Raw genomic sequence first — 23,934 nt, 5'->3', positions numbered from 1 at the left:
CGGTGTCCCCGGGCTACGGCTCGGGGGTGACCAGGTCGGCGTACTCGGGGTGGCGGCCGATGAACGCCGCCATGAACGGGCAGCGCGGCAGCACCGTCGTGCCGCGCTCGCGGAGCTGGTCGAGGGTGCCCCGGACCAGGGCCGCGCCGACGCCCATGTTCTGGAACCTCGGGTCGACCTCGGTGTGGGTGAAGACCAGCACCTCGCCGCGCGGCAGGTACGCGGTGAACCCGGCCAGCGCGTCGTCGACCAGGATCTCGAACCGGTGCTTGGCGGGATTGTCCTCGACCAGGGTGCTCACCCGGCCATTCTGCCCCCGCGACCGGCGAGCCGGTCCAGTTCGCCGAGCAACCGGTCCACCTCGTCGGCCGTGTTGTAGTGGTAGAGGCTGGCGCGTACCGCCCCGCCGCTGTCGCGCAGCCCCATCGCCTGGAAGTACTCGTACGCGTAGTAGTCGCCGGCGGAGAGGCAGAAGCCGGCCGCGCCCAGCTCCTCCTGGGTCCGCTGCGGGGAGAGCCCGGCCAGCCGGAAGGACACCGTCGGGCAGCGCCGGGCGGGGGAGCCGAGCACCGTGACCCCGGGCAGCGCGGTCAGTCCGGCGAGCAGCCGGTCCAGCAGCGACTCCTCGTACGCCCGCGCGGCGCTCAGCCCGGTGACCAGCCGCTCGCGGCGGCTCCCGGTGGCCGCCGGGTCCAGCCCGGCCAGGTGGTCCACGGCGGCGGCCACGCCGGCCAGCAGGGGGAAGCTCGGGGTGCCGTACTCGAAGCGGTCCGGCACCGCGTCGGAGGAGGGCAGCAGCTTCGCCGGGCGCAGCCGCTCCCACGTCGCCGGGGCGGCCACCATCGCGGCCAGGTGCGGGCCCGACCACTTGTACGCGCTGGTGACCAGGAAGTCGGCGCCCAGCGCGGCGACGTCGGTGGGCCCGTGCGGCACCGAGTGCACGCCGTCGACGCAGACCAGCGCGCCGGCGGCGTGCGCGGTCGCGGCGATCGCCGCCACGTCCGGGACGGTGCCGGTCGCGTTGCTGCCCGCGGTCACCGCGACCAGCCGCGTCCGCTCGCCGACCAGTTCCGCGTAGCGGGCCGCCGGCAGCTCCGCGGTGTCCCGGTCGAACTCGGCCCAGCGCACCGTCGCGCCGGCGGCCTCGGCCGCCTGCACCCAGGGCCGTACGTTCGCGTCGTGGTCGAGCCGGGAGACCACGACCTCGTCGCCGGGCCGCCAGCCGGCACCCAGGGTCCGGGCCAGGGTGTACGTCAGCGCCGTGGCGCTCGGCCCCAGCACCACCCCCTCGGGTTCGGCGCCGAGCAGGTCGGCCACGGCCGAGCGGGCGGCGGCCACCAGCTCCAGCGAGCGCCGGCCGGGCGCGAAGGCGGCGCTGCGGTTGCCCACCACCGCGCGCATGGCGGCGGTGACCGCGTCGACGACTCCGGCGGCGGTCTGGGTGCCCCCGGCGCCGTCGAGGTGGACGAAGCCCTCGGCGAGGGCGGGGTAGGCGGCCCGGGTGCGGGCGATGTCGAACGGCATGCCCGGGACCCTAACGCCCCGCCTCCGGCGCCCCACCTGCGCGGATGATCACGCACTGCCGGAGTGGCCGCCGTCTCGTACCCTTGGCGGGGTGACGAACCGACGTGTTGCCTTCCCGCTGACCCCCACCCGCCGGGCCGCCGGCCTGTTGGCCGGCCTGGCGCTCGGCGCCGCCGTACTCGCCGGTTGCAGCTCCGAGGGCGCCAGCACCGACTGCGGTCTGGACGCCTGCACCGTCACCTTCGACCGGGGCGTGGACGCCAGCGCCACCATCCTCGGGGTGGAGGCGAAGCTGATCGGCGCGCAGGGCGACCAGGTCACCGTCGAGGTCGCCGGCGAGCAGTTGTCGCTGACGACGGGCCAGCAGGCCACCGAGGTCGGCGGCTTCGCGGTGACACTGGACAGCGTCACCGACCAGGAGGTCAAGATCCGGGTGTCGAGGAATCCCGGCAACTGATCCGTCGGGGCGGCGGTGGCCGACGTTTGGAAATCTTCGTATTCGGTGATTGAGGCGCCATGTCACTCACCCGGAATGCCGAAGCCACCGCCTCCCGTACGGCGAACAGCAGGTGGCTCGAGTTGTTGGCCAGAGTCGGTTTCATCGGCTACGGCATCGTGCACCTCCTGTTCGCCTGGCTGGCGTTGCAGATCGCGTTCGGCAAGCCCGGCGACGACGGCGACCAGTCCGGCGCGCTGCGCACCATCGCCCAGCAGCCGCTCGGCAAGTTCCTCGTCGTCACCATCGCGGTCGGCCTGCTCGCCATGGCGATCTGGCAGGCGCTGGAGGCGGCCGTCGGGCACCGCGCCGAGCGCGGCAAGGAGCGCGTCTGGGAGCGGATCGCCTCGGCGGGACGCACCGTCGTCTACCTCTACTTCGCCTGGACGGCCTTCAAGGTCTTCAAGGACGCCGGCTCCAACAGCGCCGACCAGCAGGAGGCGCTGACCGGCAAGCTCATGGAGTCCTCCGGTGGCCGCTGGCTGGTCGGCCTGGCCGGGCTCGGCCTCGCCGCGATCGGCGTCGGCCTGGTGATCTACGGGCTGATCAAGCGCTTCGAGAAGCACCTCAAGACCGGTGAGATGGACGCCAGGACGCGCCAGCTCACCCGCCGGCTGGGCATGGCCGGCTACATCGCCAAGGGTGTCGCGTACGGCATCTCCGGCCTGCTGATCATCCTGGCCGCCGTCAACTACGACCCCGAGAAGGCCCGCGGTCTGGACGCGGCACTGCGCACGCTGCGCGACCAGGCGTACGGCCAGATCCTGCTCACCCTGGTGGCGCTCGGTATCGCCGCCTTCGGCGTCTTCTGCTTCCTGCAGTCCCGGTATCGCAAGGTCTGAACCTGGTCGATTCCGGCGTCGCCGGGCACTATTGGGCCTTTGCCCGAAGCACGTGCCCGGCGTCAGGAGGAGGAAGACACCTGTGCAGAGCTACCTCGGGTCGATCGTCGCCGCGCTCGCCGCGGCGGCGATCGCCTTGTTCGCGGTCGAGGTCGCGCACCGCGTGATCCGGCGGGTCGGTCGGCGCTCGCTGCTGCTGACCGAGCTCACCGACCACGCGCACCGGTCGATCCAGGTCGCCGCCACCGTCGTCGCCGTCCAGTTCGCCGTGCGGTTCAGCACCGGCTACGCGGTCGGCGACCAGTGGCGGCAGGTGCTGCTGCACCTGCTGGTGCTCGGCGTGATCGCCAGCGTCGCCTGGCTGGTCGCCTCGCTGTTCGTCGTGGCGGAGGACACCGCACTGGCCCGGTTCCGGGTGGACGTGCCGGACAACCGGCACGCGCGGCGGGTGCGGACCCAGGTGGTCATGCTGCGCCGGTTGACGATCGCGGTGATCGTCGTGCTGGCGGTGGGCGTGATGCTGATGACCTTCCCGGCCGTACGCGGCATCGGCGCCGGGGTGCTGACCAGCGCCGGTGTGGTCGGTGTGGTCGCCGCGCTGGCCGCGCAGAGCCTGCTGGGCAACGTCTTCGCCGGGCTCCAGCTCGCCTTCAGTGACGCGGTCCGCCTCGACGACGTCGTGGTGGTCGAGGGGGAGTGGGGCCGCATCGAGGAGCTGACGCTCAGCTACGTGGTCGTGCAGATCTGGGACGACCGGCGGCTGATCCTGCCCACCTCGTACTTCACCAGCAAGCCGTTCCAGAACTGGACCCGCACCGAGGCGGCGGTGCTGGGCACCGCCGAGTTCGACGTCGACTGGGCGGTGCCGGTGCAGGCCATGCGGGAGGAGCTGCGCCGCCTCGTCGAGGGCACCGAGCTGTGGGACGGCCGGGTCTGCGTGCTCCAGGTGACCGACGCGACCGGCGGGACGATCAAGGTGCGTGCCCTGGTCAGCGCCGCCGGCGCCGGCAGCCTCTGGGACCTGCGCTGCCTGGTCCGCGAGCACCTGGTCGCCTGGATCCGGGACCACCGGCCGACCGCCATGCCCCGGATGCGTACCGAGATCGGGGACGCGGAGAGCAACCTGGCCTGGCAGTGGGTACGCCCCCGCCGACCGGTGCGCCGGCTCAACGACCCCGAGGTGCCCGACGACGCCCGGGTCTTCGGCGGCAGCGACGACGGCGACGCCCGCAGCGAGGCCTTCATCGGCCCCGACGAGCCCGCCGAATCCCGCCGCTGACCACCCTCCGTCTCGCTACCCCCACCCCACCCGGTCCCACCCCACCCCGCCCCAAGGGCGGGGCGGGGGCGCGGGGTGGGTGGGTCGTGACCTGTGGGGGGCGGGGGCGTTGGAAGTGTGGGCGGGGTTGTGCCTCGTGGGGCGGCCGGGCGGAGTGCGCAGGCTCGGGAAGTTTGACCGGGCGTTTGGCGGGGACCTGCTGCGCGACGCTTCTGCACCTTCTTCCGCGCCGTGCGGCGGCTCGGGGACGCGGCGGTCCGGGCTCACCGGCTGCCGGGCGAAGGATTGACGGGCGGCGACTCCGGGCATACAGCGCGGTGATGATGAAAGGAGGACAGCATGGCTGACGTGGCGAACGCCCGCACATCCCGTACCGGGAGCGAGCCGTCCACCGCCGAGCTGGTGCAACGGGCCACGGAGCAGGTCTCCCGCCTGGTCCGGGACGAACTGGCCCTGGCCCGGGCGGAGCTGACCCAGAAGGGCAAGCACGCCGGTATCGGCATCGGTCTCTTCGGCGGCGGCGGGGCGCTGGCGCTGTACGGCCTGGGTGCCCTGGTCGCCACCGCGATCCTGTTGCTCGACCTGGTGCTTCCGGCCTGGGCGGCGGCCCTGATCGTCGCGGTGGTGCTCTTCGCGATGGCCGGGGTCCTGGCCCTGGTGGGCAAGAAGCAGGTCAGCCAGGCGGTCCCGCCGGTGCCGCAGGCTGCGGTCCGTAGCGTCCGGGCGGACGTGGACACGGTCGCCGCCGCCGTGAAGGACAGGGGACGGGCATGACGACGGGCAACGGCCGGGGCACCGGCGACACCGAGGCGCTGCGGGAGGAGATCCGGCGGACCCGGGTCGAGCTGGGCGAGACGATGGAGGCGTTGGCGGCCAAGGCCGACGTCAAGGCGCGGCTGAGGTCCTCCGCCGACCAGGCGAAGGAGCGGATGCGGGACCAGACGGCGCAGACCGTGGCCCGGGTGCGCGGGCAGGCGGCGCAGAAGGCGCAGCTCGCGCGGGAGCAGGCGCAGGAGAAGGGCGCCGTCGTACGGCGTAACCCGACGCCGTTCGTCGCCCTCGCGGCGGGCGCGGTGGCGGCCTTGATCGTGTTGGTGATCGTTCGGGGGAGGCAGCGGTGAGCAGGGGCATCGGGAAGGCCGCGTACAAGCCGGTCGGCGTGTTGATGGGCATCGCCGCCGGTACGGTCGCGGGCGCGATCTTCCGGCAGGTGTGGAAGATGACGGCGGGCGACGGCGAGGCGCCCAGCGCCACCGACGAGGACCGCGGCTGGGGCGAGGTCCTGGCGGCGGCGGCGTTGCAGGGTGCCATCTTCGCGGTCGTCCGGGCCGCCGTCGACCGGGGTGGCGCGGTGGGCGTACGCCGGTTCACCGGAAGCTGGCCGGACTGATCGGACGACGACGAAAAGGACCCCCGTACCGGTGCGCTGGTGCGGGGGTCTTTTCGCGCGGGTGCAAGGGCCCACCCAGCGGATCTTCGGCACCCGTCAGGTCACATGTCGAAGAATTTCGTCCGGTACTCTGTGCAGAGTTTTCGCTACGTGGTTTGCTGTTCCACGCTGTTGAGAGATGGCGTGGGTTGAGCGAAGTCTCCTTCGTGGGGGCCGCCTCAGGCACCGCTGCTCGAAAACGGCCAATCGGCCGCACGGCGTGCTCGGCCGCCAGTTTTAGAAGGAGATTCACATGGCGCAGGGAACCGTGAAGTGGTTCAACGCAGACAAGGGCTTCGGCTTCATCACCGTCGACGGCGGGGGTGCTGACGTGTTCGTCCACTTCTCGGCCATCCAGTCCAGCGGCTACCGCAGCCTGGAGGAGAACCAGCGGGTGGAGTTCGAGATCGCCCAGGGTCAGAAGGGTCCGCAGGCCGAGCAGGTCCGCCCCATCTGAGCAGTGCCGGTCGGCAGCCGCCGGCCACTGCTGTGATCCGCCGCCCGGATCACAGCCAAGCCCCGTATCCCGCCCGGGATGCGGGGCTTTCCGCGTTCACGAGGCCCGCCGCCGCGGCCGGTATGCGAGCTGTCGGCGCCCGGCCTGTCGCTCGCGAACCTGGCCGCCCGCTTCAAGGGGCAGCCGAGACGGCGGCGGACGGCGCTCAGCGTCGCTTGCGGGCGTGCAGCCCGAACCAGAGCGCGACCAGCCCGGCCGCGACGACGACGGGCCCCAGCACGGCCCAGATCCGCTGGTCGGTCATCACGCTGCCCTCGACGTAGCCGAGGCCCTGCACCGTCCACACCGCACCGCCGACCACGGCGAGCAGGCCGAGGGTGAGCGGCAGCCAGCCCTTCATCGCGATTTCCCTCCGTCGATCCCCGTCCGGGCCGCCCGACTCACCACCGGTCGTGCACCCGCGGACGGACCAGTTCGTCGTAGACCTCCGCCACCGCCGCCAGCTCCCGTCCGGAGAGCGGGGCCTGGCCGGCCACGGCGGCGTTGCCCCGGGCCTGGGTGGCGTCGCGGGCGCCGGGGATGACCACGGTGACGCCGGGCTGGTCGAGGACCCAGCGCAGCGCGAACTGGGCCATCGTGCGCCCGTCGCCGGCCAGCGGCGCCAGCCGGCGTACGGCGGCCAGGCCCAGCGCGAAGTCGACACCGGAGAAGGTCTCGCCCACGTCGAACGCCTCGCCGTGCCGGTTGTAGGTGCGGTGGTCGTCGGCGGCGAAGGTGGTGTGTTCGTCGTACCGGCCGGAGAGCAGCCCGCTGGCCAGCGGGACGCGGGCGACGACGCCGACCCCGGCGGCGGCAGCGGCCGGGAGCACCCGGTCGAGGGGCTTGTGCCGCAGTGCGTTGAGGATGATCTGGACGCTGGCCACCCCCGGCCGGGCGATGGCGGTGAGCGCCTGCTCGCAGGTCTCCACGCTCACCCCGTAGCCGGCGACGCGTTCCTCGGCGACCAGGGTGTCCAGCGCGTCGAAGACGGCGTCGTCGGCGAAGACGGCGGTGGGCGGGCAGTGCAGCTGCACCAGGTCGAGGGTGTCCGTGCCGAGGTTGCGCCGGGACCGGTCGGTCCACTCGCGGAAGTGCGCCAGGGTGTACGCCTCGGGCGTCTGCGCGACCCGGCGGCCCATCTTGGTGGCCACGGTCAGCCCGGCGTCGGGCCGGCTGCGCAGGAACCGCCCGATGAGCTGCTCGCTGCGTCCGTCGCCGTAGACGTCCGCCGTGTCGAGGAAGGTGACCCCCGACTCGACTGCGGCGGTCAGCACGGCGGTGGCGTCGGCCTCGGTGACCGTGCCCCAGTCCGCGCCGAGCTGCCAGGCGCCCAGCCCGATCACCCCGACGCGCCGCCCCAGCCGGGGGAAGGTGCGCTGCTCCATGGGACTGAGCCTAGTGATCGGCTTGTCCGGTGGCGCGGCGGGCCGTACGGTAAACAAGACGGACGTACGGTTTGGGAGGCAGCGATGTGGGATCCGACGACGTACCTGCGCTACGGCGACGAGCGCTCCCGACCCTTCCACGACCTGCTCGCCCGGGTCCCGGCCGAGCGCCCGCGCGCGGTGGTCGACCTCGGCTGCGGCCCGGGCAACCTGACCGCCACCCTCGCCGCGCGGTGGCCGGACAGCCGGGTCGCCGGCCTCGACTCCTCACCCGAGATGATCGCGGAGGCCGCCGCCACCACAGCTGCCGCCACTGGGGTCTCCTTCGCCGTCGGCGACGTCCGGCACTGGCACCCGGAACCCGACGTGGACGTCGTGGTCAGCAACGCCGTGCTCCAGTGGGTGCCCGGCCACCGTGAGCTGCTCACCCGCTGGGCCCGGGAACTGCCCGCCGGCGCCTGGCTGGCCGTGCAGGTGCCGGGCAACTTCGACGCCCCCTCGCACCGGGCGCTGCGCGAGGTCGCCGACCGGCCGGCGTGGCGTGCCGACGTCGCCCCGCTGCTGCGCCGACCCCCGGCCGACGACACCGCCGTCGGCTACGCCGAGCTGCTGACCGGTGCCGGCTGCGCGGTGGACGCCTGGGAGACTACCTACGTGCACCTGCTGCCGGCCCGCGTCGATGCGGACCACCCCGTGCTGAGCTGGCTGGAGGGGACCGCGCTCCGGCCGGTCCGCGCGGCCCTGGACGCCGCCGGCTGGGCCGACTTCCGGGCCGAGCTGGGCGTACGACTCGCCGAGGCGTACCCGGTGCGGCACGCTCAGGTGCACTTCCCGTTCCGCCGCGTCTTCTTCGTCGCCCGCACCGGCGCCCGCGCAGAGGAGAACCAGTGACCGACCTGCAAACCTTCATCGCCGGACTGCCCAAGGTGGAGCTGCACGTGCACCACGTCGGCTCCGCCTCGCCCCGGATCGTCGCCGAGCTGGCCGCCCGCCACGAGGGCCGCAGCCCCGTGCCCGCCGACCCCACCGCGCTCGCCGACTACTTCGCCTTCCGCGACTTCGCGCACTTCATCGAGGTCTACCTGAGCGTCGTGGACCTCATCCGTGACCCCGAGGACGTCTGGCTGCTCACCCACGAGGTCGCCCGCGAGCTGGCCCGCCAGCAGGTCCGCTACGCCGAGCTGACCGTCACGCCCTACTCGCACGTGCACCGGGGGATCCCCGCGCCCGCCTTCTGCGAGGCGATCGAGGACGCCCGCAAGCGGGCGGAGGCGGACTTCGGCATCGAGCTGCGCTGGTGCTTCGACATCCCCGGCGAGGCCGGCCTGCCGGCGGCCGAGGAGACGCTGCGCATCTCGCTGGAGGAGCGCCCGGACGGGCTGATCAGCTTCGGCCTCGGCGGCCCCGAGATCGGGGTGCCCCGGCCGCAGTTCAAGCCGTACTTCGACCGGGCCCGGGCGGCCGGGCTGCGCTCGGTGCCGCACGCCGGCGAGACCACCGGCCCGCAGACCGTCTGGGACGCGCTGCGCGACCTCGGCGCGGAGCGGATCGGGCACGGCATCTCCGCCGCGCGGGACCCAGAGCTGCTGGCCTATCTCGCCGAGCACCGCATCGGCATGGAGGTCTGCCCGACCTCCAACGTGCGTACCCGCGCGGTCGCCAGCATCGAGGAGCACCCGCTGCGGCAGTTGGTCGAGGCCGGCCTGCTGGTCACCATCAACTCCGACGACCCGCCGATGTTCGGCACCACCCTCGACGAGGAGTACGCCGTCGCGGCCCGGCTGCTCGACGTGGGCCCGGAGGGGCTGGCGGCGCTGGCCCGCGACGCGGTGACCGCCTCGTTCCTGGACCCGGCCGGCAAGCGGCGGATCACCGCCGAGATCGACGCCCACCTGGCCGCCGCCACCGGCTGAGCGCGGAGAGGGGGCGGCGCGCGGCGGGAGGAGGTGTGGGGGGACCGAGTCTCCCGCCGCGCGCCCGGCTCCACCGGCCGGTGGGGTGCCCCGAGGCATTGACCGGTGGAACTGATGGGTTCGGATTCGATCCTGTCAGCCCCGGCCCGCTCCGGCACCACGGTTAACCCCGATCTAAGGAAGACTTGCGCCGCCCCACAACCGGCCGCCGAACCGGGGCGCCCGCCCGGGCCGCGGCTCAGTCGTCGGTGGGCCGCTGGCGGGGCCAGCGGCGGCTGCCGGTCTTCTGCTCCCGGGCCAGCCGGCCGACCAGGCCGAAGCGGCTGACCTGCCGGGGCGTCGCCTCCGGGTCGGCGAGCAGCATCACCACGCTCGCCCCGCCCAGCCGGGCCCGGTCGATGCTGACCGAGCCGTTCGCCTGCAACGCCACCCGCTTGGCGATGTCCAGCCCCAGCCCCGTCGAGCCCTGGTCGCTGGTGCCCCGGCGCAGGGCCCGGTCCGGGTTGGCGATCCCCGGACCGGCGTCGTCGATCCGGATGGCCACGTACCCGTCGCGGCGCGAGACCGCCACCTCGAACGCGGTGCCCTGCGGGGTGTACCGGAAGACGTTGCCGATCACCGCGTCCAGCGCGGCGGCCAGCTCGGCCCGGGGCACCGGCGCCGGGATGCGCAGCTGGGCGCCGCTGACCCGGTGCGGCCGGTTCTGGTCGCCGGCCAGCGCGGCCCAGAACACCATCCGGTCGCGTACCACCTCGCTGACGTCGCACATCGCCGGCCCGGCCTCGTGCGCGACGGCTTTGCGGGTGGTCTTGATCAGCACGTCGATCTCGCCCTCGAGGGTGACGATCGCCTGCCGGATCCGGCGGATGCCGCGCCGCCGGTCCAGTTCCGCCTCGCTGAACGAGCCCACGCTGGTGTCGTCGGACTCCAGCGCCTCCGCGTCGAGCCGCAGCACCGTCAGCGGGGTGCGCAGCCGGTGCGACAGGTCGGCGACCAGTTCCCGCTCGTCGGTGCGGGCGGCGTCCAGCCGGTCGGCCATCCGGTTGAAGGCGTGCCCTGCCTCGGCCAGCTCCCGTGGGCCGCTCGGGTCGACGCGTACGCCCTGGTCGCCGTCGCCGATCGCGAGCGCCGCGCGGACCAGGCCCCGGGCCGAGTCGACCGCGCGGGCGGCGACCCGGTCCACCACCAGCACCGCCGCGCCCACCAGGGCGGCAGCCACCCCGAGCAGCAGCAGCCACCGGCTGTTGCCGGCCAGCTCCGACTCGGGCACGAAGACCTCGACCACGGCCGTGGTGTCGCCGAGCACCACCGGGTCCAGCCGGAGCACGCCGCCCTCGACGTCGACGACCACGGAACGCCGCTCGGCCCGCGCGCGTTCGAGGCTCCCGGCGTCGGCCCGGCCCGCCGACTCGTCCACCCCGAGCCCGCGTACGACCGGCCGGGTGGCCGGGTCGTCGCCGCTGGCCGCCACGACACGCTGCACCACGGCGGGGTCGGTGCTGACGGCGAGCGCGCCGGTCACCAGCGCGCTGCGCCGGGCGGCGTCCGCGATGGCCTCCTCGCGCGCCCTGTCGGCGAGACCGAGGGCGAGCGGGACGAGGAACGCGAGCGCCACCAGGGCGCACATGCCGGCCGTGAGCAGGGCCAGCGACGGCCTCAGTCCGGCGCCACCAGCCGGAAGCCGACCCCCCGCACGGTGCGCAGGTAGCGCGGCTTCGCCGCGGACTCGCCCATTTTGCGGCGCAGCCAGTACAGGTGAACGTCGATGGTCTGGTCCTCGCCGACCGATGGCTGCCGCCATACCTCCTCCAGAAGTTCCCGGCGGGACACTACCCGGCCCGGCCGCGCGGCGAGATAGGCCAGCAGGTCGAATTCCTTGCGGGTCAGCGCCAGCGGCTCGCCGTCGAGGTGGGCGCTGCGCTCGCCGATGTCCACCCGCAGGCCGCCGACGCTGTGCACGGCCGGTTGCACCGTGCGGCTGGCCCGCCCGGCCCGGCGCAGCACGGTGGTGATCCGCGCGTCGAGGTGCGCGCCGGTGAACGGCTTGACCATGTAGTCGTCGGCCCCGGCGCGCAGCAGCCGTACCACGGACTGCTCGTCGTCGCGGGCGGTGGCGATGATGATCGGCACGTCGGTGATGCCGCGCAGCATCCGCAACGCGTCCGAGCCGTCGAGGTCGGGCAGCCCGAGGTCGAGCACCACGAGGTCGGGGGTCTCGGCCGCCACCCGGCGCAGCGCGTCCAGCGCCGTGCCGACGGCGTGCACGGCGTGCCCCCGGTCGGCGAGGGATCGCAGCATCGCGCCGCGTACGACGTGATCGTCTTCGACCAGGAGCACGGTGGCCACAGCAAGACCGTACCCGCGGTGGCAAGTTGATCGCGTTTGCGGCGCACGCCGTAGAAGGGCAAGCTGGTACAACGATGTCCTTCACGCTCTTTTCCGACACCCGCCTCGCGCTGGCCCGGGACTCGCTCGCCGGCCTGTCGGTGGGCGACGCGCTCGGCTCACAGTTCTTCGTTCCCGGCCGGCATCCGGCCGACCTGGCCGCCGGGAAGCTGCCCGCACCGCCGTGGCAGTGGACCGACGACACCGAGATGGCCTGCTCGGTGGTCGCCGCCCTGGCCGAGACCGGCCGGATCGACCGGGACGCGCTCGCCGCGGCCTTCGCCGAGCGCTGCGAGCCCTACCGGGGGTACGGGCCGGGCGCGGTGACCATCCTGCGGCTGATCCGCACCGGCACGCCGTGGCCGGTGGCGGCCGCCTCCGCCTTCGACGGCCAGGGCTCCTGCGGCAACGGCGCGGCGATGCGGGTCGGCCCGCTGGGCGCGTGGTACGCCGACTCCACCGCGCGGGCGGCGGCGCAGGCCCGGGCGTCGGCGGAGGTGACCCACGCGCACCCGGAGGGCGTCGCCGGCGCGGTCGCGGTGGCGGTGGCCGCGTCGCTGGCCGCCCGCGCCCGCCTCGACGGCCACCGGCCCGCCCCGGAGCGGCTGCTGGCCGGCGTCACCGCCGTGCTGGACCCGACCACCGAGGTGCACCGGGGCGTACGCCGGGCCGCCGGCCTGCTCGACCGTTCGGTCGCCGAGGCCGCCGACGTGCTCGGCAACGGCTCCCGGGTCACCGCCCAGGACACCGTCGCCTTCACCTGCTGGGTGGCCGCCGTGCACCTGGACGACTACCCGGCGGCGGTCCGCGCGTGCGTCGAGGCCGGCGGGGACGTCGACACCACCGCCGCCATCGTCGGGGCGGTGGTGGCCGCGCACACCGGCGTCGGCACGCCGGGTGGGGTGCCGGCCGACTGGCTGGCCGCCCGCGAGCCCCTGCCAAACTGGGCCGGCTGACCGCCGCCCTGGTCCACGCCCTGACGCCCGCCCGTCCCGCGCGCCGTGCTCAGCGGGCGGCGACCGGCCTGCCCGGCGACTCCGCCCCGGCGGCGGCCGGGCCGGGCCCGGCCGGGTCGGTCCGGGGCGTCGGGTCCTCCCGCAGCACCGACAGGTCGACCGGCTCGGCCGGCTCGCGGCGGCGCCAGCGGCTGACCAGCCAGCCGATCGCCGCGCCTCCGCCGAGGCCGGCGAGCAGCCCGGCGGCCAGCATCCCGTCCGCGTTCCCGCCGTCGCCCGGGGCGTCGCCGCCCGCCGGCCCACCGGCCGCCCGGGCCCGCGCGGCCGGGACGTCGCCAGCCCCGTCGCCAGCCCCGTCGGCCGCCGGGGCGGCGCCGTGCCCGCCGTGCCCGGCCGCCGCGCCGGGGGCCGCCGGCAGCAGGGTGAGCGTCGGCGCCCGGCGAGCCCCGGTCGGCCCGGCCCAGCGCACCACCGTGCCGTCGGCGTACGTGCGCAGCACCTCGAAGGTGAGCCGGTCGGTCTGCGGCAACGGCCCCATGGACAGGGTGAGCCGGGCCGGGCCGGGAGCGGTGCCGGGCATCCGGACCCAGGTCACCGCGCTGGTCACCTCGTCGACCCGGGACGAGTGGATGCCGGCGACCGGCTGGTCGAGCCTGCGGGAGGTGATCCGGGGCGCCCAGCCGGGCACCGACATCGGATAGACCTCGGCGATCGGGGCGTCGGCCGGCAGCCGGATCTCGATCCGCTCGGCGCGGGCGCCCGGCAGTTCGTCGGGCACCACGAACTCCAGCTTCACCGAACCGCCCTGTCGCGCCTGCGTCGGGCTGGTCGTCACGTCGGTCGCGTACGCCGGGGCGGGCCAGGTCAGCACCCCGGCCGCCGCCAGGACGGCCACCGTCGCGGCCCGGCGCCGGGGCCGGGGCTCGGGCCGCACACCGTGCATCGTCGCCATCGTCGGTCCCATCCGTCTCCACGGGGCCGGCACCGGTTCCGGCCACATCCGGTAGTTCGGATGCGGGGACGGAAAGGTTCAACGCAGGGCTCGGGACGCCGGCCGGACCCGGCGCGCTCGGATCCTCCCGGGGTGCCGGCGGGGGCGGCGCCCGTCCCACGGACCCCGGGGGCGGTGGCGTCGGCGACCGTGCCGGCGGGGGCGACCGATAGCATCGCAGGAGCCGAACGTTCGGCGTCATCCGTGCCGTCTGCTGGAGGAGTCACCGTGTCCGCACCCCGTACCCCCGCCGTGGCCGACCCCGTCGTCGTCGCCGCCGGGACCACGGCGGCCGACGCGGTGGCCGCGGCCGGTCTGCCCGCGTCCGGCCCGAAGGCGATCGTGGTGGTCCGCGACCCGCAGGGCCAGCTGCGCGACCTGGACTGGGTCCCGCAGGCCGACACCGAGGTCGAGCCGGTCAGCCTCGACTCGCCGGACGGGCTCGACGTGCTGCGGCACTCCTGCGCGCACGTGCTCGCCCAGGCCGTGCAGGACGTCTTCCCGGAGGCCAAGCTCGGCATCGGCCCGCCCATCGAGAACGGCTTCTACTACGACTTCGCCGTCGACAAGCCGTTCCAGCCGGACGACCTCGGCAAGCTCGAGAAGCGGATGCAGGAGATCGTCAAATCCGGCCAGCGGTTCCGCCGCCGGCGCTTCGGCAGCCTCGACGAGGCGAAGGCCGAGCTGGCCGCCGAGCCGTTCAAGCTGGAGCTCATCGACGTCAAGGGCGAAGGGCTGGACACCTCCGAGGTGATGGAGGTGGGCGGCGGCGAGCTGACCATCTACGACAACCTCGCCGCCAAGGAGGACAAGGTCTGCTGGTCGGACCTGTGCCGGGGCCCGCACCTGCCGAACACCCGGCTGATCGGCGCGTTCAAGCTGATGCGCTCGGCCGCCGCGTACTGGCGCGGGTCGGAGAAGAACCCGCAGCTCCAGCGGGTCTACGGCACCGCCTGGCCGACCCGGGACGAGCTGAAGGCGTACCTGAAGCTGCTGGAGGAGGCCGCGCGGCGCGACCACCGCAAGCTCGGCGTGGACCTGGACCTGTTCAGCTTCCCCGACGAGCTGGGTTCGGGCCTGGCGGTCTTCCACCCCAAGGGCGGCATCATCCGCCGGGAGATGGAGAACTACTCCCGCATCAAGCACGAGCAGGCCGGCTACGCCTTCGTCAACACGCCGCACATCACCAAGGGCCACCTGTACGAGGTCTCCGGGCACCTGGACTGGTACGCCGACGGCATGTTCCCGCCCATGGAGGTCGAGGGCGCGAGCTACTACCTCAAGCCGATGAACTGCCCGATGCACGACCTGATCTTCCGGTCCCGGGGGCGGTCCTACCGCGAGCTGCCGCTGCGGATGTTCGAGTTCGGCACGGTCTACCGCTACGAGAAGTCCGGCGTGGTGCACGGCCTGACCCGGGTGCGCGGCATGACCCAGGACGACGCGCACATCTTCTGCACCGAGGAGCAGATGGCGGGCGAGCTGAAGTCGCTGCTCGTCTTCGTGCTCGAGCTGCTGCGTGACTACGGCCTGGACGACTTCTACCTGGAGCTGTCCACCCGCAACCCGGAGAAGTCGGTCGGCACCGACGAGAACTGGGAGCGGGCCACCGAGGCCCTGCGCTCCGCCGCCGAGGAGTCCGGGCTGGACCTGGTGCCCGACCCGGGTGGCGCGGCCTTCTACGGCCCGAAGATCTCGGTGCAGGCCAAGGACGCGATCGGCCGGACCTGGCAGATGTCCACCATCCAGGTCGACTTCAACCTGCCGGAGCGCTTCGGCCTCGAGTACCAGGCCGCCGACGGCACCCGGCAGCGGCCGGTGATGATCCACCGGGCGCTCTTCGGCTCGATCGAGCGCTTCTTCGGGGTGCTCACCGAGCACTACGCGGGCGCGTTCCCGGCGTGGCTGGCCCCGGTGCAGGTGGTCGGCATCCCGATCCGCGAGGACCACACCGACTACCTGCACGGCTTCGTCGCCGCGCTGCGCGCCGAGGGCGTCCGCGCCCAGGTCGACGCGGGCGACGACCGGATGCAGAAGAAGATCCGCACCGCCCAGCAGCAGAAGGTCCCGTTCATGGTGATCGCCGGCGACGACGACGTGGCCGCCGGCACCGTCTCGTTCCGCTACCGGGACGGCTCGCAGCGCAACGGGGTGCCGGTCGCCGACGCCGTGGCCCACGTGCTCGACGTGGTCGGCTCCCGGACCAACGTCGGTCCGTCCGCCGCCTGACCCGCGACGCACCGAAGGCCCCCCGCGCGGGGGGCCTTCGTCATGGGGTCGTCAGGTGTCAGATCCCGCAGCTCGGCGCGGACCAGCCGCCGACCGCCCCGACGTGGGTGTGGTCGTTGTGACCCGGGTAGCCGGGGCCGAGGATGTTGCCGAAGCCGTGGTAGCGGGCCTGCTGGGCGAGCCGGCAGAACGAGGGCGACCCGACCAGGTCGACGCCGTCGCCGTAGAGGTGCCGGCTGTTGGAGGCGCCGCCGACCGCGCTGTTGCAGGAGTAGCTGCGGAAGCCGCTGCTGATGTTGATCGACACGTTGCCGAGGGCCTTGCGCATGGCCTGGAGCTTCCACATCGACACCAGCGCGTTGAACCGGGCGGTGCTGGCGGAGACCGCGCCACCGGACCAGGTGCTGTTGCACCGGTTCAGCTCCGCGTAGGTGAAGTTGACCGGGGTGCAGTCGTCGTCCTGCAACGCGTAGAGCTGGTTCTGGGTCGCCGGCCCGGCGATGCCGTCCGCGGCCAGGCCGTACGCCTGCTGGAAGCGGATCACGGCGGACCGGGTGGCCGGGCCGAACGAGCCGTCGAGGGAGAGCTGGGCGTTGTAGCCGGGGTAGCCGGCGAGCCGGATCTGCAGCTGCCGGACGTCTTCGCCGGTGGCGCCCTGGGAGAGGGCGCGTCCCCATGTGTAGCAGCCGTCCGCCTGCGCGGGGCTGCTGGTCGCCACCACGCCCACGAGGGCGGTGGAGGCGGCGAGCGCGCAAGCGGCGAGCGCCCGGCCAAAGCGGCGGAATGCGGTTCTCACGATGGGCTCCCATCGACAGGGGATGATGTGTTTGGATGGATTCTTCATTCACGTTCATCAGTTCGTCAAGAACTTTCGCCCCCTATCCGTCCCCCTGAACGCGTCCCGGACCCCAGGGGGCTTCAGGGGCGGGCACGGACTGGCGTACGGCGTCCGGAGCGACCGTCGCCGGGAACGTAGGATCGGTGGCGTGACTGGGGTGGAACGGCACATGGACAGCGGCATGGCCGACGGCCTGGAGCGGCTCTGGACTCCGCACCGGATGACCTACATCTCCGGGGAGGACCGGCCCGAGGGCGGCTACGAGCGGCCCGCCGGCTGCCCGTTCTGCCGGGCCCCGGGGCTGGCGCCCGAGGAGAGCCTGGTGGTGGCCCGGGGCGAGCACGTGTTCGCGGTGCTCAACCTCTATCCCTACAACCCCGGGCACCTGCTGGTCTGCCCCTACCGGCACGTGGCCGACTACACCGAGCTGGACCTGGCCGAGACCACCGAACTGGCGGCGCACACCCAGACCGCCATGCGGGTGGTACGCAAGGTGAGCAACGCGCACGGGTTCAACCTGGGCATGAACCAGGGCGGCGTGGCCGGCGCGGGCATCGCCGCGCACCTGCACCAGCACGTGGTGCCCCGCTGGGGCGGCGACGCCAACTTCATGCCCGTGATCGGGCAGACGAAGGTCCTGCCGCAGCTGCTCACCGACACCCGCGACCTGTTCACCCGGGCCTGGCCGACCTAGACCGACCCTCGCAATTCCCGGCGGTCCGTGACGGGTGCGGCTCCGCCTGCCGGGGCCCCTCCCCGCCCGCCGGCCCCGCTCCCGCACCGATCGCCACCCCCGAGAAGAGTCCGGGCCGGTCGGCGGCTGCGGGCGGTCGTGTCGTCGGCAAACTTCCCGCCCCGGGCAGGGCGCGAGGTGGCACGATCTGGCGATGGCAGTGACGACGCGGACGTTGGGCCGCAGCGGCATCGAGGTCAGCGCCCTCGGCATGGGGTGCTGGGCGATCGGCGGCCCCTGGGCCGAGGGCAGCCAGCCGCTGGGCTGGGGCGCCGTCGACGACGACGAGTCGGTCCGCGCGATCCGGCACGCGCTCGACCTCGGTGTGACGCTCTTCGACACCGCCGACACCTACGGGGCCGGGCACGGCGAGCGGGTGCTCGGCCGGGCCGTCGCCGGCCGACGCGACGAGGCCGTGATCGCCACCAAGTGGGGCTGGACCTTCGACGAGGCCACCCGCCAGGCCACCGGCGAGGACCCCTCCCCGGCGTACCTGCGGCGGGCCGTCGCGCACTCGCTGCGCCGGCTGGGCACCGACCGGATCGACCTCTACCAGCTGCACCTGGCGGACCTGCCGGTGCCGCGGGCCGAGGCGCTCGTCGGCACCCTGGAGGACCTGGTCGCCGAAGGGCTGATCCGGGCGTACGGCTGGAGCACCGACCGCCCAGACCGGGCCGCCGCGTTCGGGCGGGACGCCCGGCACGCCACCGCCGTGCAGCACACGCTGTCGGTGCTCCGGGACGCCCCCGAACTGCTCGCCGTCTGCGACAAGTACGACCTCGCCAGCGTCAACCGGGGACCGCTGGGCATGGGCCTGCTCTCCGGCAAGTACACGGCCGGCTCCACGCTGCCCCGCGACGACGTACGCGGGGTCGCCCCCGGTTGGCTGGAGTGGTTCCGGGGCGGCCGGCCGGCGCCGGAGTGGCTGCGTCGCGTCACCGCCGTGCGGGCGGCGTTGACCGCTGACGGGCGTACCCTCGCGCAGGGCGCGCTCGGGTGGCTCTGGGCGCGCAGCGACCGCACCGTCCCGATTCCCGGCTGCCGCACCGTGGCCCAGGTGGAGGAGAACGCCGGAGCCCTGCGCCGGGGCCCGCTGCCGGCCGACCAGTTCGCCGAGGTGGAGCGCCAGCTGGCTGCGCTGCGGTCGGCCGCCCTCCGCGACGCAGACCGCCCCTACCGGCCGAGCCCGCTGCCCCCCACCGCCCGCCCCTGACCCGGCCCCGCCCGGGGGCCGGTGCTCAGGGGTGGGTGGGGTGTTCCTTGCGGAGCTGGTCGGCCAGGTGGCTGGGCATCGGGTCGTAGCGGACGAAGTGGCGGCGGAACATGCCGGTGCCCGACGTCATGGAGCGCAGCTCGACCGCGTAGCGGAGCAGCTCCGTGGCGGGCACCTCGGCGCGGACCACGGTGCGCCCCTCGGCCTCGGGGTCGGCCTCGGTGCCGAGCACCCGGCCCCGCCGACCGGACAGGTCGCCCATCACCGCGCCCACCGAGGAGTCGGGGACCCGGACCACCACCTCGTCGATCGGCTCCAGCAGCGCCGGCTGCCCCTTCCCGGCGGCGTCGCGCAGGGCGAGCGCCCCGGCGGTCTGGAAGGCCGCGTCGGAGGAGTCGACGCTGTGCGCCTTGCCGTCGAGGAGGGTCACCCGCAGGTCCACCACCGGGTGGCCGGCGACCAGGCCGCGTTCCATCTGGGCGCGGATGCCCTTCTCGACGGAGGGGACGTAGTTGTGCGGCACCGCCCCGCCGACCACCCGGTCGACGAACTCGAATCCGGCGCCGGGCGGCAGCGGCTCGACCTCGATGTCGCAGACGGCGTACTGGCCGTGGCCGCCGGACTGCTTGACGTGCCGGCCGTGCCCTCTCGCCGCGACGGTCAGCGTCTCGCGCAGCGCCACCCGGACCGGCTCGGTGTCCAGCTCCACCCCGCCGGCGCGCAGGCGCTCCAGCACCACGTCGGCGTGCGCCTCGCCCATGCACCAGAGCACCAGCTGGTGGGTCTCCGGGCTGCGCTCCAGCCGCATGGTGGGGTCGCCGGCGACCAGGCGGGCCAGGTTCCGCGCGAGGGCGTCCTCGTCGGCGCGGCTGCGGGCCACGACGGCCACCGGCAGCAGCGGCTCGGGCATCTCCCAGGGGGCGATCAGCAGCGGGTCGTCCTTGGCGGAGACGGTGTCGCCGGTCTCCGCGCTGCCCGACTTGGTGATGGCGCAGATGTCGCCGGCCACGCAGACGCCCACCTCGCGCAGGCTCGCGCCCAGCGGCGTGTAGATGTGGCCGACCCGCTCGTCGGCGTCGTGGTCGGGGTGGCCCCGCTCGGCCATGCCGTGCCCGGAGACGTGCACGGTCTGCTCGGGACGCAGGGTGCCGGAGAAGACCCGGACCAGGGAGACCCGCCCGACGTGCCGGTCGACGGTCGTCCTGACCACCTCGGCGACCAGCGGGCCGTCCGGATCGCAGGTCAGCGGCGGCCGGGGGGAGCCGTCCACCCCGGCGACCGCCGGCAGCTCGTGCTCCAGCGGCGAGGGGAAGCCGGCGGTGAGCACCTCCAGCAGCGCGTCCAGCCCCACGCCGGTCTCGGCGCAGACCGGCACCACCGGGTAGAAGTGGCCGCGGGCGACCGCCTTCTCCAGGTCGTCGACGAGCACGTCGGTGCCGATCTCCTCGCCGGCGAGGTAGCGGTCCAGCAGGGACTCGTCCTCGCTCTCGGCGATGATCCCCTCGATCAGCTCGTTGCGGGACTCGACGATGGCGGGCAGGTGCTCCGGGTCCGGCTCGCGTACCTCGGCCGGCAGGCCGGCGGTGTAGTCGAAGACCCGGCGGGTGATCAGGCCGAGCAGGCCGACGGTGGAGATCCCGTCGTCGCCGAGCATCGGCAGGTAGAGCGGGAGCACGTTGTCGCCGAAGACCCGCTGGCACAGCGCCACGGCCTCGTCGAAGTCGGCGCGCGGGTGGTCCAGCCGGGCCACGGCCACCGCCCGGGGCATGTCGACCGCCGCGCACTCCTCCCAGAGGGCGGCGGTGGCGGCGTCCATCCCGTCGACGGCGGAGACCACGAACAGCGCCGCGTCGGCGGCCCGCAGGCCGGCCCGCAGCTCGCCCACGAAGTCGGCGTAGCCGGGGGTGTCGAGCAGATTGACCTTGACCCCGCCGTGCAGCAGCGGGGCGCAGGCCAGGCTCACCGAGCGCTGCTGGCGTACGGCTGCCGGGTCGTGGTCGCAGACGGTGGTGCCGTCGGCGACGTTGCCGGCCCGGCCGTTCGTGCCGCTCGCCGCGAGCAGCGCCTCGACCAGGGTCGTCTTGCCCGCTCCGGAGTGCCCGACGAGCACCACGTTGCGGATCCTGCCGGGCTCGGTCACCACCGGCGCGCCGCCGGCGGCCCCCTTCTCCTGACTCTTCTGCGCCATGGGGCGCACCTCCCTCAGCCGTGGTTGGTGGCGACCGCCGCGCGCGACGGGGAAGCGGCCCAGTCGGGTTCCGCGGCGACATCCTCCGGTGTGGTGCCGGGTTGCGGGTAATCAACGGGCGGGTGGGTGAGCTGGCTCACGTCCCTGCACCGATCTCACACCCGATCCGGGCCGGCACAAGGCTCCGTCCCCGCGGGTCGCCTGACCGGCCGTACCGCTGCTGCTCCGCGGACCGTTATCGTGGGAGCGCCATGGCGAAGATCTTCCAAGTGTCGGCCCGCGCGGGGATGACCCGTGTCGTCGAGCCGGTCGCACGCCGCCTGCTCCGAGCGGGCGTAACTCCCAACGCGGTCACCGTGGCGGGCACCCTCGGGGTGCTCGTCGGCGCACTCGGCTTCGGTGCCCGCGGTCATCTGGTCGCCGGGGCCCTGATAGTCACCTTCTTCGCGCTCACCGACCTGCTCGACGGGACGATGGCCCGGATGAGCGGGGGCTCGACGAAGTTCGGGGCGTTCCTCGATTCGAGCATGGACCGGGTCGCCGACAGCGCCGTCTTCGGCGCGGTGGCGTACTGGCTGGCGACCCAGCACCAGTACTCGGGCGTCGCCGCCGCGCTGCTCTGCCTGGCCGCCGGCGGGCTGGTCTCCTATGTCAAGGCCCGCGCCGAGGGGCTCGGCATGACCTGCAACGTGGGCATCGCCGAGCGCACCGAGCGGCTGCTCATCGTCGGCGTCGGCGGTCTGCTCACCGGCTTCAACGTCAAGCCCGCGCTGGAGATCGCGCTCTGGCTGCTCGCCGCCGTGTCGATCTTCACCGTCGGCCAGCGCATGACCCACGTCTACCGCCAGGCCCAGCGGGTGCACACCCCGGGCGGGCAGGGGTGAGCGCGACACCCGCGGGTCGGCCGGGGCCGGAGGGCCGGCGCCGGTGAACCTCACCGAGCTCGGCTACATCGCCGGGTGGCGCGTGATCCGCGCGCTGCCCCGGTCCGTCGCGGCGGCGGCGTTCCGGGCGGGCGCCGACCGCGCCCACCGTCGCGGCGGCGGGGGTACGGCCCGACTGCGCGCGAACCTGCGCCGGGTGGTCGGCCCCGACCTGCCGGAGGCCGAGCTCGACGAGCTGGTCCGTCGTGGCCTGCGCTCGTACGCCCGGTACTGGCTGGAGGCGTTCCGGCTGCCCACGCTCAGCCGGGCGGAGACCCTGGCCGGTTTCCGGCTCGACGGCGAGGAGAAGCTCGCCGCCGACGTGGCGGCCGGCCGGGGCGCGGTGGTGGCGCTGCCGCACGCCGGCAACTGGGACGCCGCCGGCGCCTGGGTCGCGGCGACCGGCTGGCCGATCACCACCGTCGCCGAGCGGCTCAAGCCCGAGGGCGTCTACCAGCGCTTCCTCGCCTTCCGACGCAGCCTGGGCATGGAGATCCTGCCCACCCACGGCGGCGAGCGGCCCGCGTTCGACGTGCTGGTCGACCGGGTCCGGGCCGGCACGGTGGTGCCCCTGCTGGCCGACCGGGATCTCTCCGCGCGGGGCGTGGAGGTCGAGTTCTTCGGCCACCGCACCCGGATGCCCCCGGGCCCGGCCCTGCTCGCGCTGCGCACCGGAGCGCCCCTCTACGTCGCCTCGATGTGGTACGAGGCGGACGTGGCGTGCGCCTCGATCGAGGGACCGCTGCCGCTGCCCGGCCCGGAGGAGGGCCCGCTCGACCAGCGGGTCCGGTCGCTGACCCAGCGGATCGCCGACGGTCTGGCGGCGGGCATCGCCCGGCATCCGGAAGACTGGCACATGTTGCAGCGGATGTGGCTGGACCAGCACGGCAGGGGCGGCGACGCGGCCCTGCCCTCCCCGGCCGCCGGACAGGCGTAAGGGAGGCGTTTGCACGTGCGCATCGGCATCGTGTGCCCGTACTCCTTCGACGTGCCCGGTGGGGTGCAGAACCACGTCATGGACCTCGCCGAGGCGCTGATCGGGCTCGGGCACGAGGTGAGCGTGCTCGCCCCGGCCGACGAGGACTCCCCGCTGCCGCCGTACGTGGTGCCGGCGGGACGGGCCCTGCCCCTGCCGTACAACGGCTCGGTGGCCCGCATCGCCTTCGGCCCGGTCTCCACCGCGCGGGTGCGGCGGTGGATCATCCGGGGCGAGTTCGACGTGCTGCACGTGCACGAGCCGCTGACCCTGAGCCTGTCGCTGCTGGCCGTGCTCTCCGCCCGTGGCCCGGTGGTGGCGACCTTCCACACCGCGATGACCCGGTCGCGGGCCCTGGCCGCCGCGCAGGGCGTGCTCCAGATCGTGCTGGAGCGGATCACCGCCCGGATCGCGGTGAGCGCGCTGGCGCGCAAGGTGCAGGTCGAGCACATGGACGGCGGGGCGGTGGAGATCCCCAACGGGGTGGCCGTCGCGAAGTTCAGTCACGCGCAGCCCCTGCCGGGCTGGCCGGGGGAGTGCCCGCCGGGCCGCGACGGGGCGATCGGGTTCCTCGGCCGGTTCACCGAGGCCCGCAAGGGCTTCCCGATCCTGCGCGACGCCTTCGTGGAGCTGACCCGGCAGCGGCCCGGCCTGCGACTGCTGGTGGCCGGCCCCGGCGACGCGGACGACCTGTTCGGCCGGTTCCCGGCCGACCTGCGGGACCGGGTGACCTTCCTCGGGCTGGTCTCCGAGGAGGACAAGGCGCGGATGTTGCGCAGCGTGCACCTCTACGTGGCGCCGAACACCGGCGGCGAGTCGTTCGGCATGATCCTCACCGAGGCGCTCGCGGCGGGCACGACCGTCGTCGCCAGCGACCTCGACGCGTTCCGCCGCGTGCTCGACGGCGGCCGGGCGGGCCGGCTCTTCCCGACCGGGGACCCGGCCGCGCTGCGTACCGCCCTCACCGACCTGCTCGACGATCCCGGCGCCCGGGCCGCGCTGACCGCCTGCGGTGACCAGGTGGTGGCCACCTTCGACTGGCCCGTGGTCGCCCGGCGGGTGCTGGAGGTGTACGCGGCGGCGATCGAGGCCACCGACGGGCGGGTCATGGACACCGAATGGGTGGGGCTGGACTGAC

The 23,934-nt window shown here is 74.2% G+C and carries 25 protein-coding genes; 16 read left to right on the top strand and 9 right to left on the bottom strand.

All coding sequences use genetic code 11. From position 1 onward, the window contains the following. Window positions 1-13: 13 nt before the first annotated feature. Window positions 14-301: a GNAT family N-acetyltransferase gene (locus ACPXCB_RS27510; protein ID WP_425878682.1), complete on the bottom strand. Its 288-nt coding sequence runs from the start codon at window positions 299-301 to the stop codon at window positions 14-16. Beyond that, complete coding sequence (locus ACPXCB_RS27505; RefSeq protein WP_425878681.1) at window positions 298-1,524, bottom strand: cysteine desulfurase-like protein; 1,227 nt, start codon at window positions 1,522-1,524, stop codon at window positions 298-300. Before ACPXCB_RS27505 ends, ACPXCB_RS27510 begins: the two co-directional genes overlap by 4 nt. A 91-nt stretch (window positions 1,525-1,615) precedes the next feature. Here ACPXCB_RS27505 and ACPXCB_RS27500 point away from each other — a divergent pair, with 91 nt between their 5' ends. The 7 genes from ACPXCB_RS27500 to ACPXCB_RS27470 all read left to right on the top strand — a co-directional run bounded on the left by ACPXCB_RS27500 (window position 1,616) and on the right by ACPXCB_RS27470 (window position 6,027). Beyond that, window positions 1,616-1,981 (top strand): hypothetical protein, encoded by a 366-nt coding sequence (locus ACPXCB_RS27500; protein WP_311414303.1) that lies wholly within the window; start codon window positions 1,616-1,618, stop codon window positions 1,979-1,981. A gap of 59 nt (window positions 1,982-2,040) precedes the next feature. Next, the gene (locus tag ACPXCB_RS27495) at window positions 2,041-2,862 is read left to right on the top strand and encodes a DUF1206 domain-containing protein (protein ID WP_425878680.1); all 822 of its coding nucleotides are present in this window, start codon (window positions 2,041-2,043) and stop codon (window positions 2,860-2,862) included. Window positions 2,863-2,944: 82 nt separating this feature from the next. Then, complete coding sequence (locus ACPXCB_RS27490; protein ID WP_425878678.1) at window positions 2,945-4,141, top strand: mechanosensitive ion channel family protein; 1,197 nt, start codon at window positions 2,945-2,947, stop codon at window positions 4,139-4,141. 339 nt (window positions 4,142-4,480) lie between these two features. Then, window positions 4,481-4,915, top strand: coding sequence for a phage holin family protein (locus tag ACPXCB_RS27485; RefSeq protein WP_151456905.1), 435 nt, complete (start codon window positions 4,481-4,483; stop codon window positions 4,913-4,915). Further along, complete coding sequence (locus ACPXCB_RS27480; RefSeq protein WP_151456904.1) at window positions 4,912-5,262, top strand: DUF3618 domain-containing protein; 351 nt, start codon at window positions 4,912-4,914, stop codon at window positions 5,260-5,262. Before ACPXCB_RS27485 ends, ACPXCB_RS27480 begins: the two co-directional genes overlap by 4 nt. Then, on the top strand, window positions 5,259-5,531 hold the full coding sequence (locus ACPXCB_RS27475) for a DUF4235 domain-containing protein (protein ID WP_089001055.1): 273 nt from the start codon (window positions 5,259-5,261) through the stop codon (window positions 5,529-5,531). The genes ACPXCB_RS27480 and ACPXCB_RS27475 overlap by 4 nt, the downstream gene beginning before the upstream one ends. Before the next feature lie 292 nt (window positions 5,532-5,823). Further along, window positions 5,824-6,027 (top strand): cold-shock protein, encoded by a 204-nt coding sequence (locus ACPXCB_RS27470; protein WP_088962828.1) that lies wholly within the window; start codon window positions 5,824-5,826, stop codon window positions 6,025-6,027. 205 nt (window positions 6,028-6,232) lie between these two features. On the opposite strand, the gene ACPXCB_RS27465 is transcribed toward ACPXCB_RS27470, so the two are convergent. Then, window positions 6,233-6,427: a hypothetical protein gene (locus ACPXCB_RS27465; protein ID WP_425878676.1), complete on the bottom strand. Its 195-nt coding sequence runs from the start codon at window positions 6,425-6,427 to the stop codon at window positions 6,233-6,235. Between the two features lie 40 nt (window positions 6,428-6,467). After that, window positions 6,468-7,451: an aldo/keto reductase gene (locus tag ACPXCB_RS27460; protein ID WP_425878675.1), complete on the bottom strand. Its 984-nt coding sequence runs from the start codon at window positions 7,449-7,451 to the stop codon at window positions 6,468-6,470. A gap of 84 nt (window positions 7,452-7,535) precedes the next feature. Between ACPXCB_RS27460 and ACPXCB_RS27455 the strand changes: the two genes are divergently transcribed. Then, entirely contained in the window at window positions 7,536-8,342 is an 807-nt protein-coding gene (locus ACPXCB_RS27455) for a trans-aconitate 2-methyltransferase (RefSeq protein WP_425878673.1), read from the top strand. Beyond that, window positions 8,339-9,364 (top strand): adenosine deaminase, encoded by a 1,026-nt coding sequence (locus tag ACPXCB_RS27450; protein WP_425878672.1) that lies wholly within the window; start codon window positions 8,339-8,341, stop codon window positions 9,362-9,364. The genes ACPXCB_RS27455 and ACPXCB_RS27450 overlap by 4 nt, the downstream gene beginning before the upstream one ends. Before the next feature lie 238 nt (window positions 9,365-9,602). Here ACPXCB_RS27450 and ACPXCB_RS27445 read toward each other — a convergent pair whose 3' ends face one another. Together ACPXCB_RS27445 and ACPXCB_RS27440 are read right to left on the bottom strand one after the other, a co-directional pair. Beyond that, window positions 9,603-10,991 carry a HAMP domain-containing sensor histidine kinase gene (locus ACPXCB_RS27445; protein WP_425878670.1) on the bottom strand — a complete coding sequence of 463 codons (1,389 nt, stop codon included), beginning with the start codon at window positions 10,989-10,991 and terminating at the stop codon, window positions 9,603-9,605. Window positions 10,992-11,020: 29 nt separating this feature from the next. Next, window positions 11,021-11,710: a response regulator transcription factor gene (locus ACPXCB_RS27440; protein WP_425878668.1), complete on the bottom strand. Its 690-nt coding sequence runs from the start codon at window positions 11,708-11,710 to the stop codon at window positions 11,021-11,023. 74 nt (window positions 11,711-11,784) lie between these two features. Between ACPXCB_RS27440 and ACPXCB_RS27435 the strand changes: the two genes are divergently transcribed. Beyond that, window positions 11,785-12,705 (top strand): ADP-ribosylglycohydrolase family protein, encoded by a 921-nt coding sequence (locus tag ACPXCB_RS27435; RefSeq protein ID WP_425878666.1) that lies wholly within the window; start codon window positions 11,785-11,787, stop codon window positions 12,703-12,705. 49 nt (window positions 12,706-12,754) lie between these two features. On the opposite strand, the gene ACPXCB_RS27430 is transcribed toward ACPXCB_RS27435, so the two are convergent. Continuing rightward, window positions 12,755-13,657 carry a YcnI family protein gene (locus ACPXCB_RS27430; protein WP_425878665.1) on the bottom strand — a complete coding sequence of 301 codons (903 nt, stop codon included), beginning with the start codon at window positions 13,655-13,657 and terminating at the stop codon, window positions 12,755-12,757. 267 nt (window positions 13,658-13,924) lie between these two features. Here ACPXCB_RS27430 and thrS point away from each other — a divergent pair, with 267 nt between their 5' ends. Further along, window positions 13,925-15,925: a threonine--tRNA ligase gene (thrS, locus tag ACPXCB_RS27425; RefSeq protein ID WP_425878663.1), complete on the top strand. Its 2,001-nt coding sequence runs from the start codon at window positions 13,925-13,927 to the stop codon at window positions 15,923-15,925. Window positions 15,926-15,983: 58 nt separating this feature from the next. On the opposite strand, the gene ACPXCB_RS27420 is transcribed toward thrS, so the two are convergent. After that, the gene (locus ACPXCB_RS27420; protein WP_425878661.1) at window positions 15,984-16,721 is read right to left on the bottom strand and encodes a D-Ala-D-Ala carboxypeptidase family metallohydrolase; all 738 of its coding nucleotides are present in this window, start codon (window positions 16,719-16,721) and stop codon (window positions 15,984-15,986) included. A 223-nt stretch (window positions 16,722-16,944) separates the two neighbouring features. On the opposite strand from ACPXCB_RS27420, the gene ACPXCB_RS27415 reads away from it, so the two are divergent. Beyond that, on the top strand, window positions 16,945-17,457 hold the full coding sequence (locus ACPXCB_RS27415; protein ID WP_425878744.1) for an HIT family protein: 513 nt from the start codon (window positions 16,945-16,947) through the stop codon (window positions 17,455-17,457). Window positions 17,458-17,650: 193 nt separating this feature from the next. Then, window positions 17,651-18,709: an aldo/keto reductase gene (locus ACPXCB_RS27410; RefSeq protein WP_425878659.1), complete on the top strand. Its 1,059-nt coding sequence runs from the start codon at window positions 17,651-17,653 to the stop codon at window positions 18,707-18,709. A gap of 25 nt (window positions 18,710-18,734) precedes the next feature. Here the strand turns inward: ACPXCB_RS27410 and ACPXCB_RS27405 are convergent, their stop codons facing one another. Continuing rightward, complete coding sequence (locus ACPXCB_RS27405) at window positions 18,735-20,897, bottom strand: elongation factor G-like protein EF-G2 (protein ID WP_425878657.1); 2,163 nt, start codon at window positions 20,895-20,897, stop codon at window positions 18,735-18,737. 251 nt (window positions 20,898-21,148) lie between these two features. On the opposite strand from ACPXCB_RS27405, the gene pgsA reads away from it, so the two are divergent. From pgsA to ACPXCB_RS27390, 3 genes are read left to right on the top strand one after another with little or no spacing between them, the layout of a single operon-like run. Continuing rightward, window positions 21,149-21,781, top strand: coding sequence for a phosphatidylinositol phosphate synthase (pgsA, locus tag ACPXCB_RS27400; RefSeq protein WP_425878655.1), 633 nt, complete (start codon window positions 21,149-21,151; stop codon window positions 21,779-21,781). A gap of 43 nt (window positions 21,782-21,824) precedes the next feature. Further along, a complete protein-coding gene (locus tag ACPXCB_RS27395; RefSeq protein ID WP_425878654.1) occupies window positions 21,825-22,757 on the top strand; it encodes a phosphatidylinositol mannoside acyltransferase in 933 nt (310 codons plus the stop codon). A 15-nt stretch (window positions 22,758-22,772) separates the two neighbouring features. After that, the gene (locus ACPXCB_RS27390) at window positions 22,773-23,933 is read left to right on the top strand and encodes a glycosyltransferase family 4 protein (RefSeq protein ID WP_425878652.1); all 1,161 of its coding nucleotides are present in this window, start codon (window positions 22,773-22,775) and stop codon (window positions 23,931-23,933) included. Window position 23,934 lies beyond the last annotated feature (1 nt).

This window comes from Micromonospora sp. DT62 (assembly GCF_049847285.1).
In the GTDB taxonomy this organism is placed as follows: domain Bacteria; phylum Actinomycetota; class Actinomycetes; order Mycobacteriales; family Micromonosporaceae; genus Micromonospora; species Micromonospora reichwaldensis.
The sequence above is the reverse complement of the archived record's forward strand: the minus strand, read 5'-3'. Positions and strand labels throughout refer to the sequence as shown.

Excerpts from the sequence above, each read along its gene's own strand:
- ACPXCB_RS27505 (WP_425878681.1), bottom strand. The coding sequence starts at position 1,524 with ATGCCGTTCGACATCGCCCGCACCCGGGCCGCCTACCCCGCCCTCGCC.
- ACPXCB_RS27495 (WP_425878680.1), top strand. The coding sequence starts at position 2,041 with ATGTCACTCACCCGGAATGCCGAAGCCACCGCCTCCCGTACGGCGAAC.
- ACPXCB_RS27485 (WP_151456905.1), top strand. The coding sequence starts at position 4,481 with ATGGCTGACGTGGCGAACGCCCGCACATCCCGTACCGGGAGCGAGCCG.
- ACPXCB_RS27480 (WP_151456904.1), top strand. The coding sequence starts at position 4,912 with ATGACGACGGGCAACGGCCGGGGCACCGGCGACACCGAGGCGCTGCGG.
- ACPXCB_RS27470 (WP_088962828.1), top strand. The coding sequence starts at position 5,824 with ATGGCGCAGGGAACCGTGAAGTGGTTCAACGCAGACAAGGGCTTCGGC.
- ACPXCB_RS27465 (WP_425878676.1), bottom strand. The coding sequence starts at position 6,427 with ATGAAGGGCTGGCTGCCGCTCACCCTCGGCCTGCTCGCCGTGGTCGGC.
- ACPXCB_RS27460 (WP_425878675.1), bottom strand. The coding sequence starts at position 7,451 with ATGGAGCAGCGCACCTTCCCCCGGCTGGGGCGGCGCGTCGGGGTGATC.
- ACPXCB_RS27455 (WP_425878673.1), top strand. The coding sequence starts at position 7,536 with ATGTGGGATCCGACGACGTACCTGCGCTACGGCGACGAGCGCTCCCGA.
- ACPXCB_RS27445 (WP_425878670.1), bottom strand. The coding sequence starts at position 10,991 with ATGTGCGCCCTGGTGGCGCTCGCGTTCCTCGTCCCGCTCGCCCTCGGT.
- ACPXCB_RS27435 (WP_425878666.1), top strand. The coding sequence starts at position 11,785 with ATGTCCTTCACGCTCTTTTCCGACACCCGCCTCGCGCTGGCCCGGGAC.
- ACPXCB_RS27430 (WP_425878665.1), bottom strand. The coding sequence starts at position 13,657 with ATGGCGACGATGCACGGTGTGCGGCCCGAGCCCCGGCCCCGGCGCCGG.
- ACPXCB_RS27415 (WP_425878744.1), top strand. The coding sequence starts at position 16,945 with ATGGCCGACGGCCTGGAGCGGCTCTGGACTCCGCACCGGATGACCTAC.
- ACPXCB_RS27410 (WP_425878659.1), top strand. The coding sequence starts at position 17,651 with ATGGCAGTGACGACGCGGACGTTGGGCCGCAGCGGCATCGAGGTCAGC.
- ACPXCB_RS27405 (WP_425878657.1), bottom strand. The coding sequence starts at position 20,897 with ATGGCGCAGAAGAGTCAGGAGAAGGGGGCCGCCGGCGGCGCGCCGGTG.
- pgsA (WP_425878655.1), top strand. The coding sequence starts at position 21,149 with ATGGCGAAGATCTTCCAAGTGTCGGCCCGCGCGGGGATGACCCGTGTC.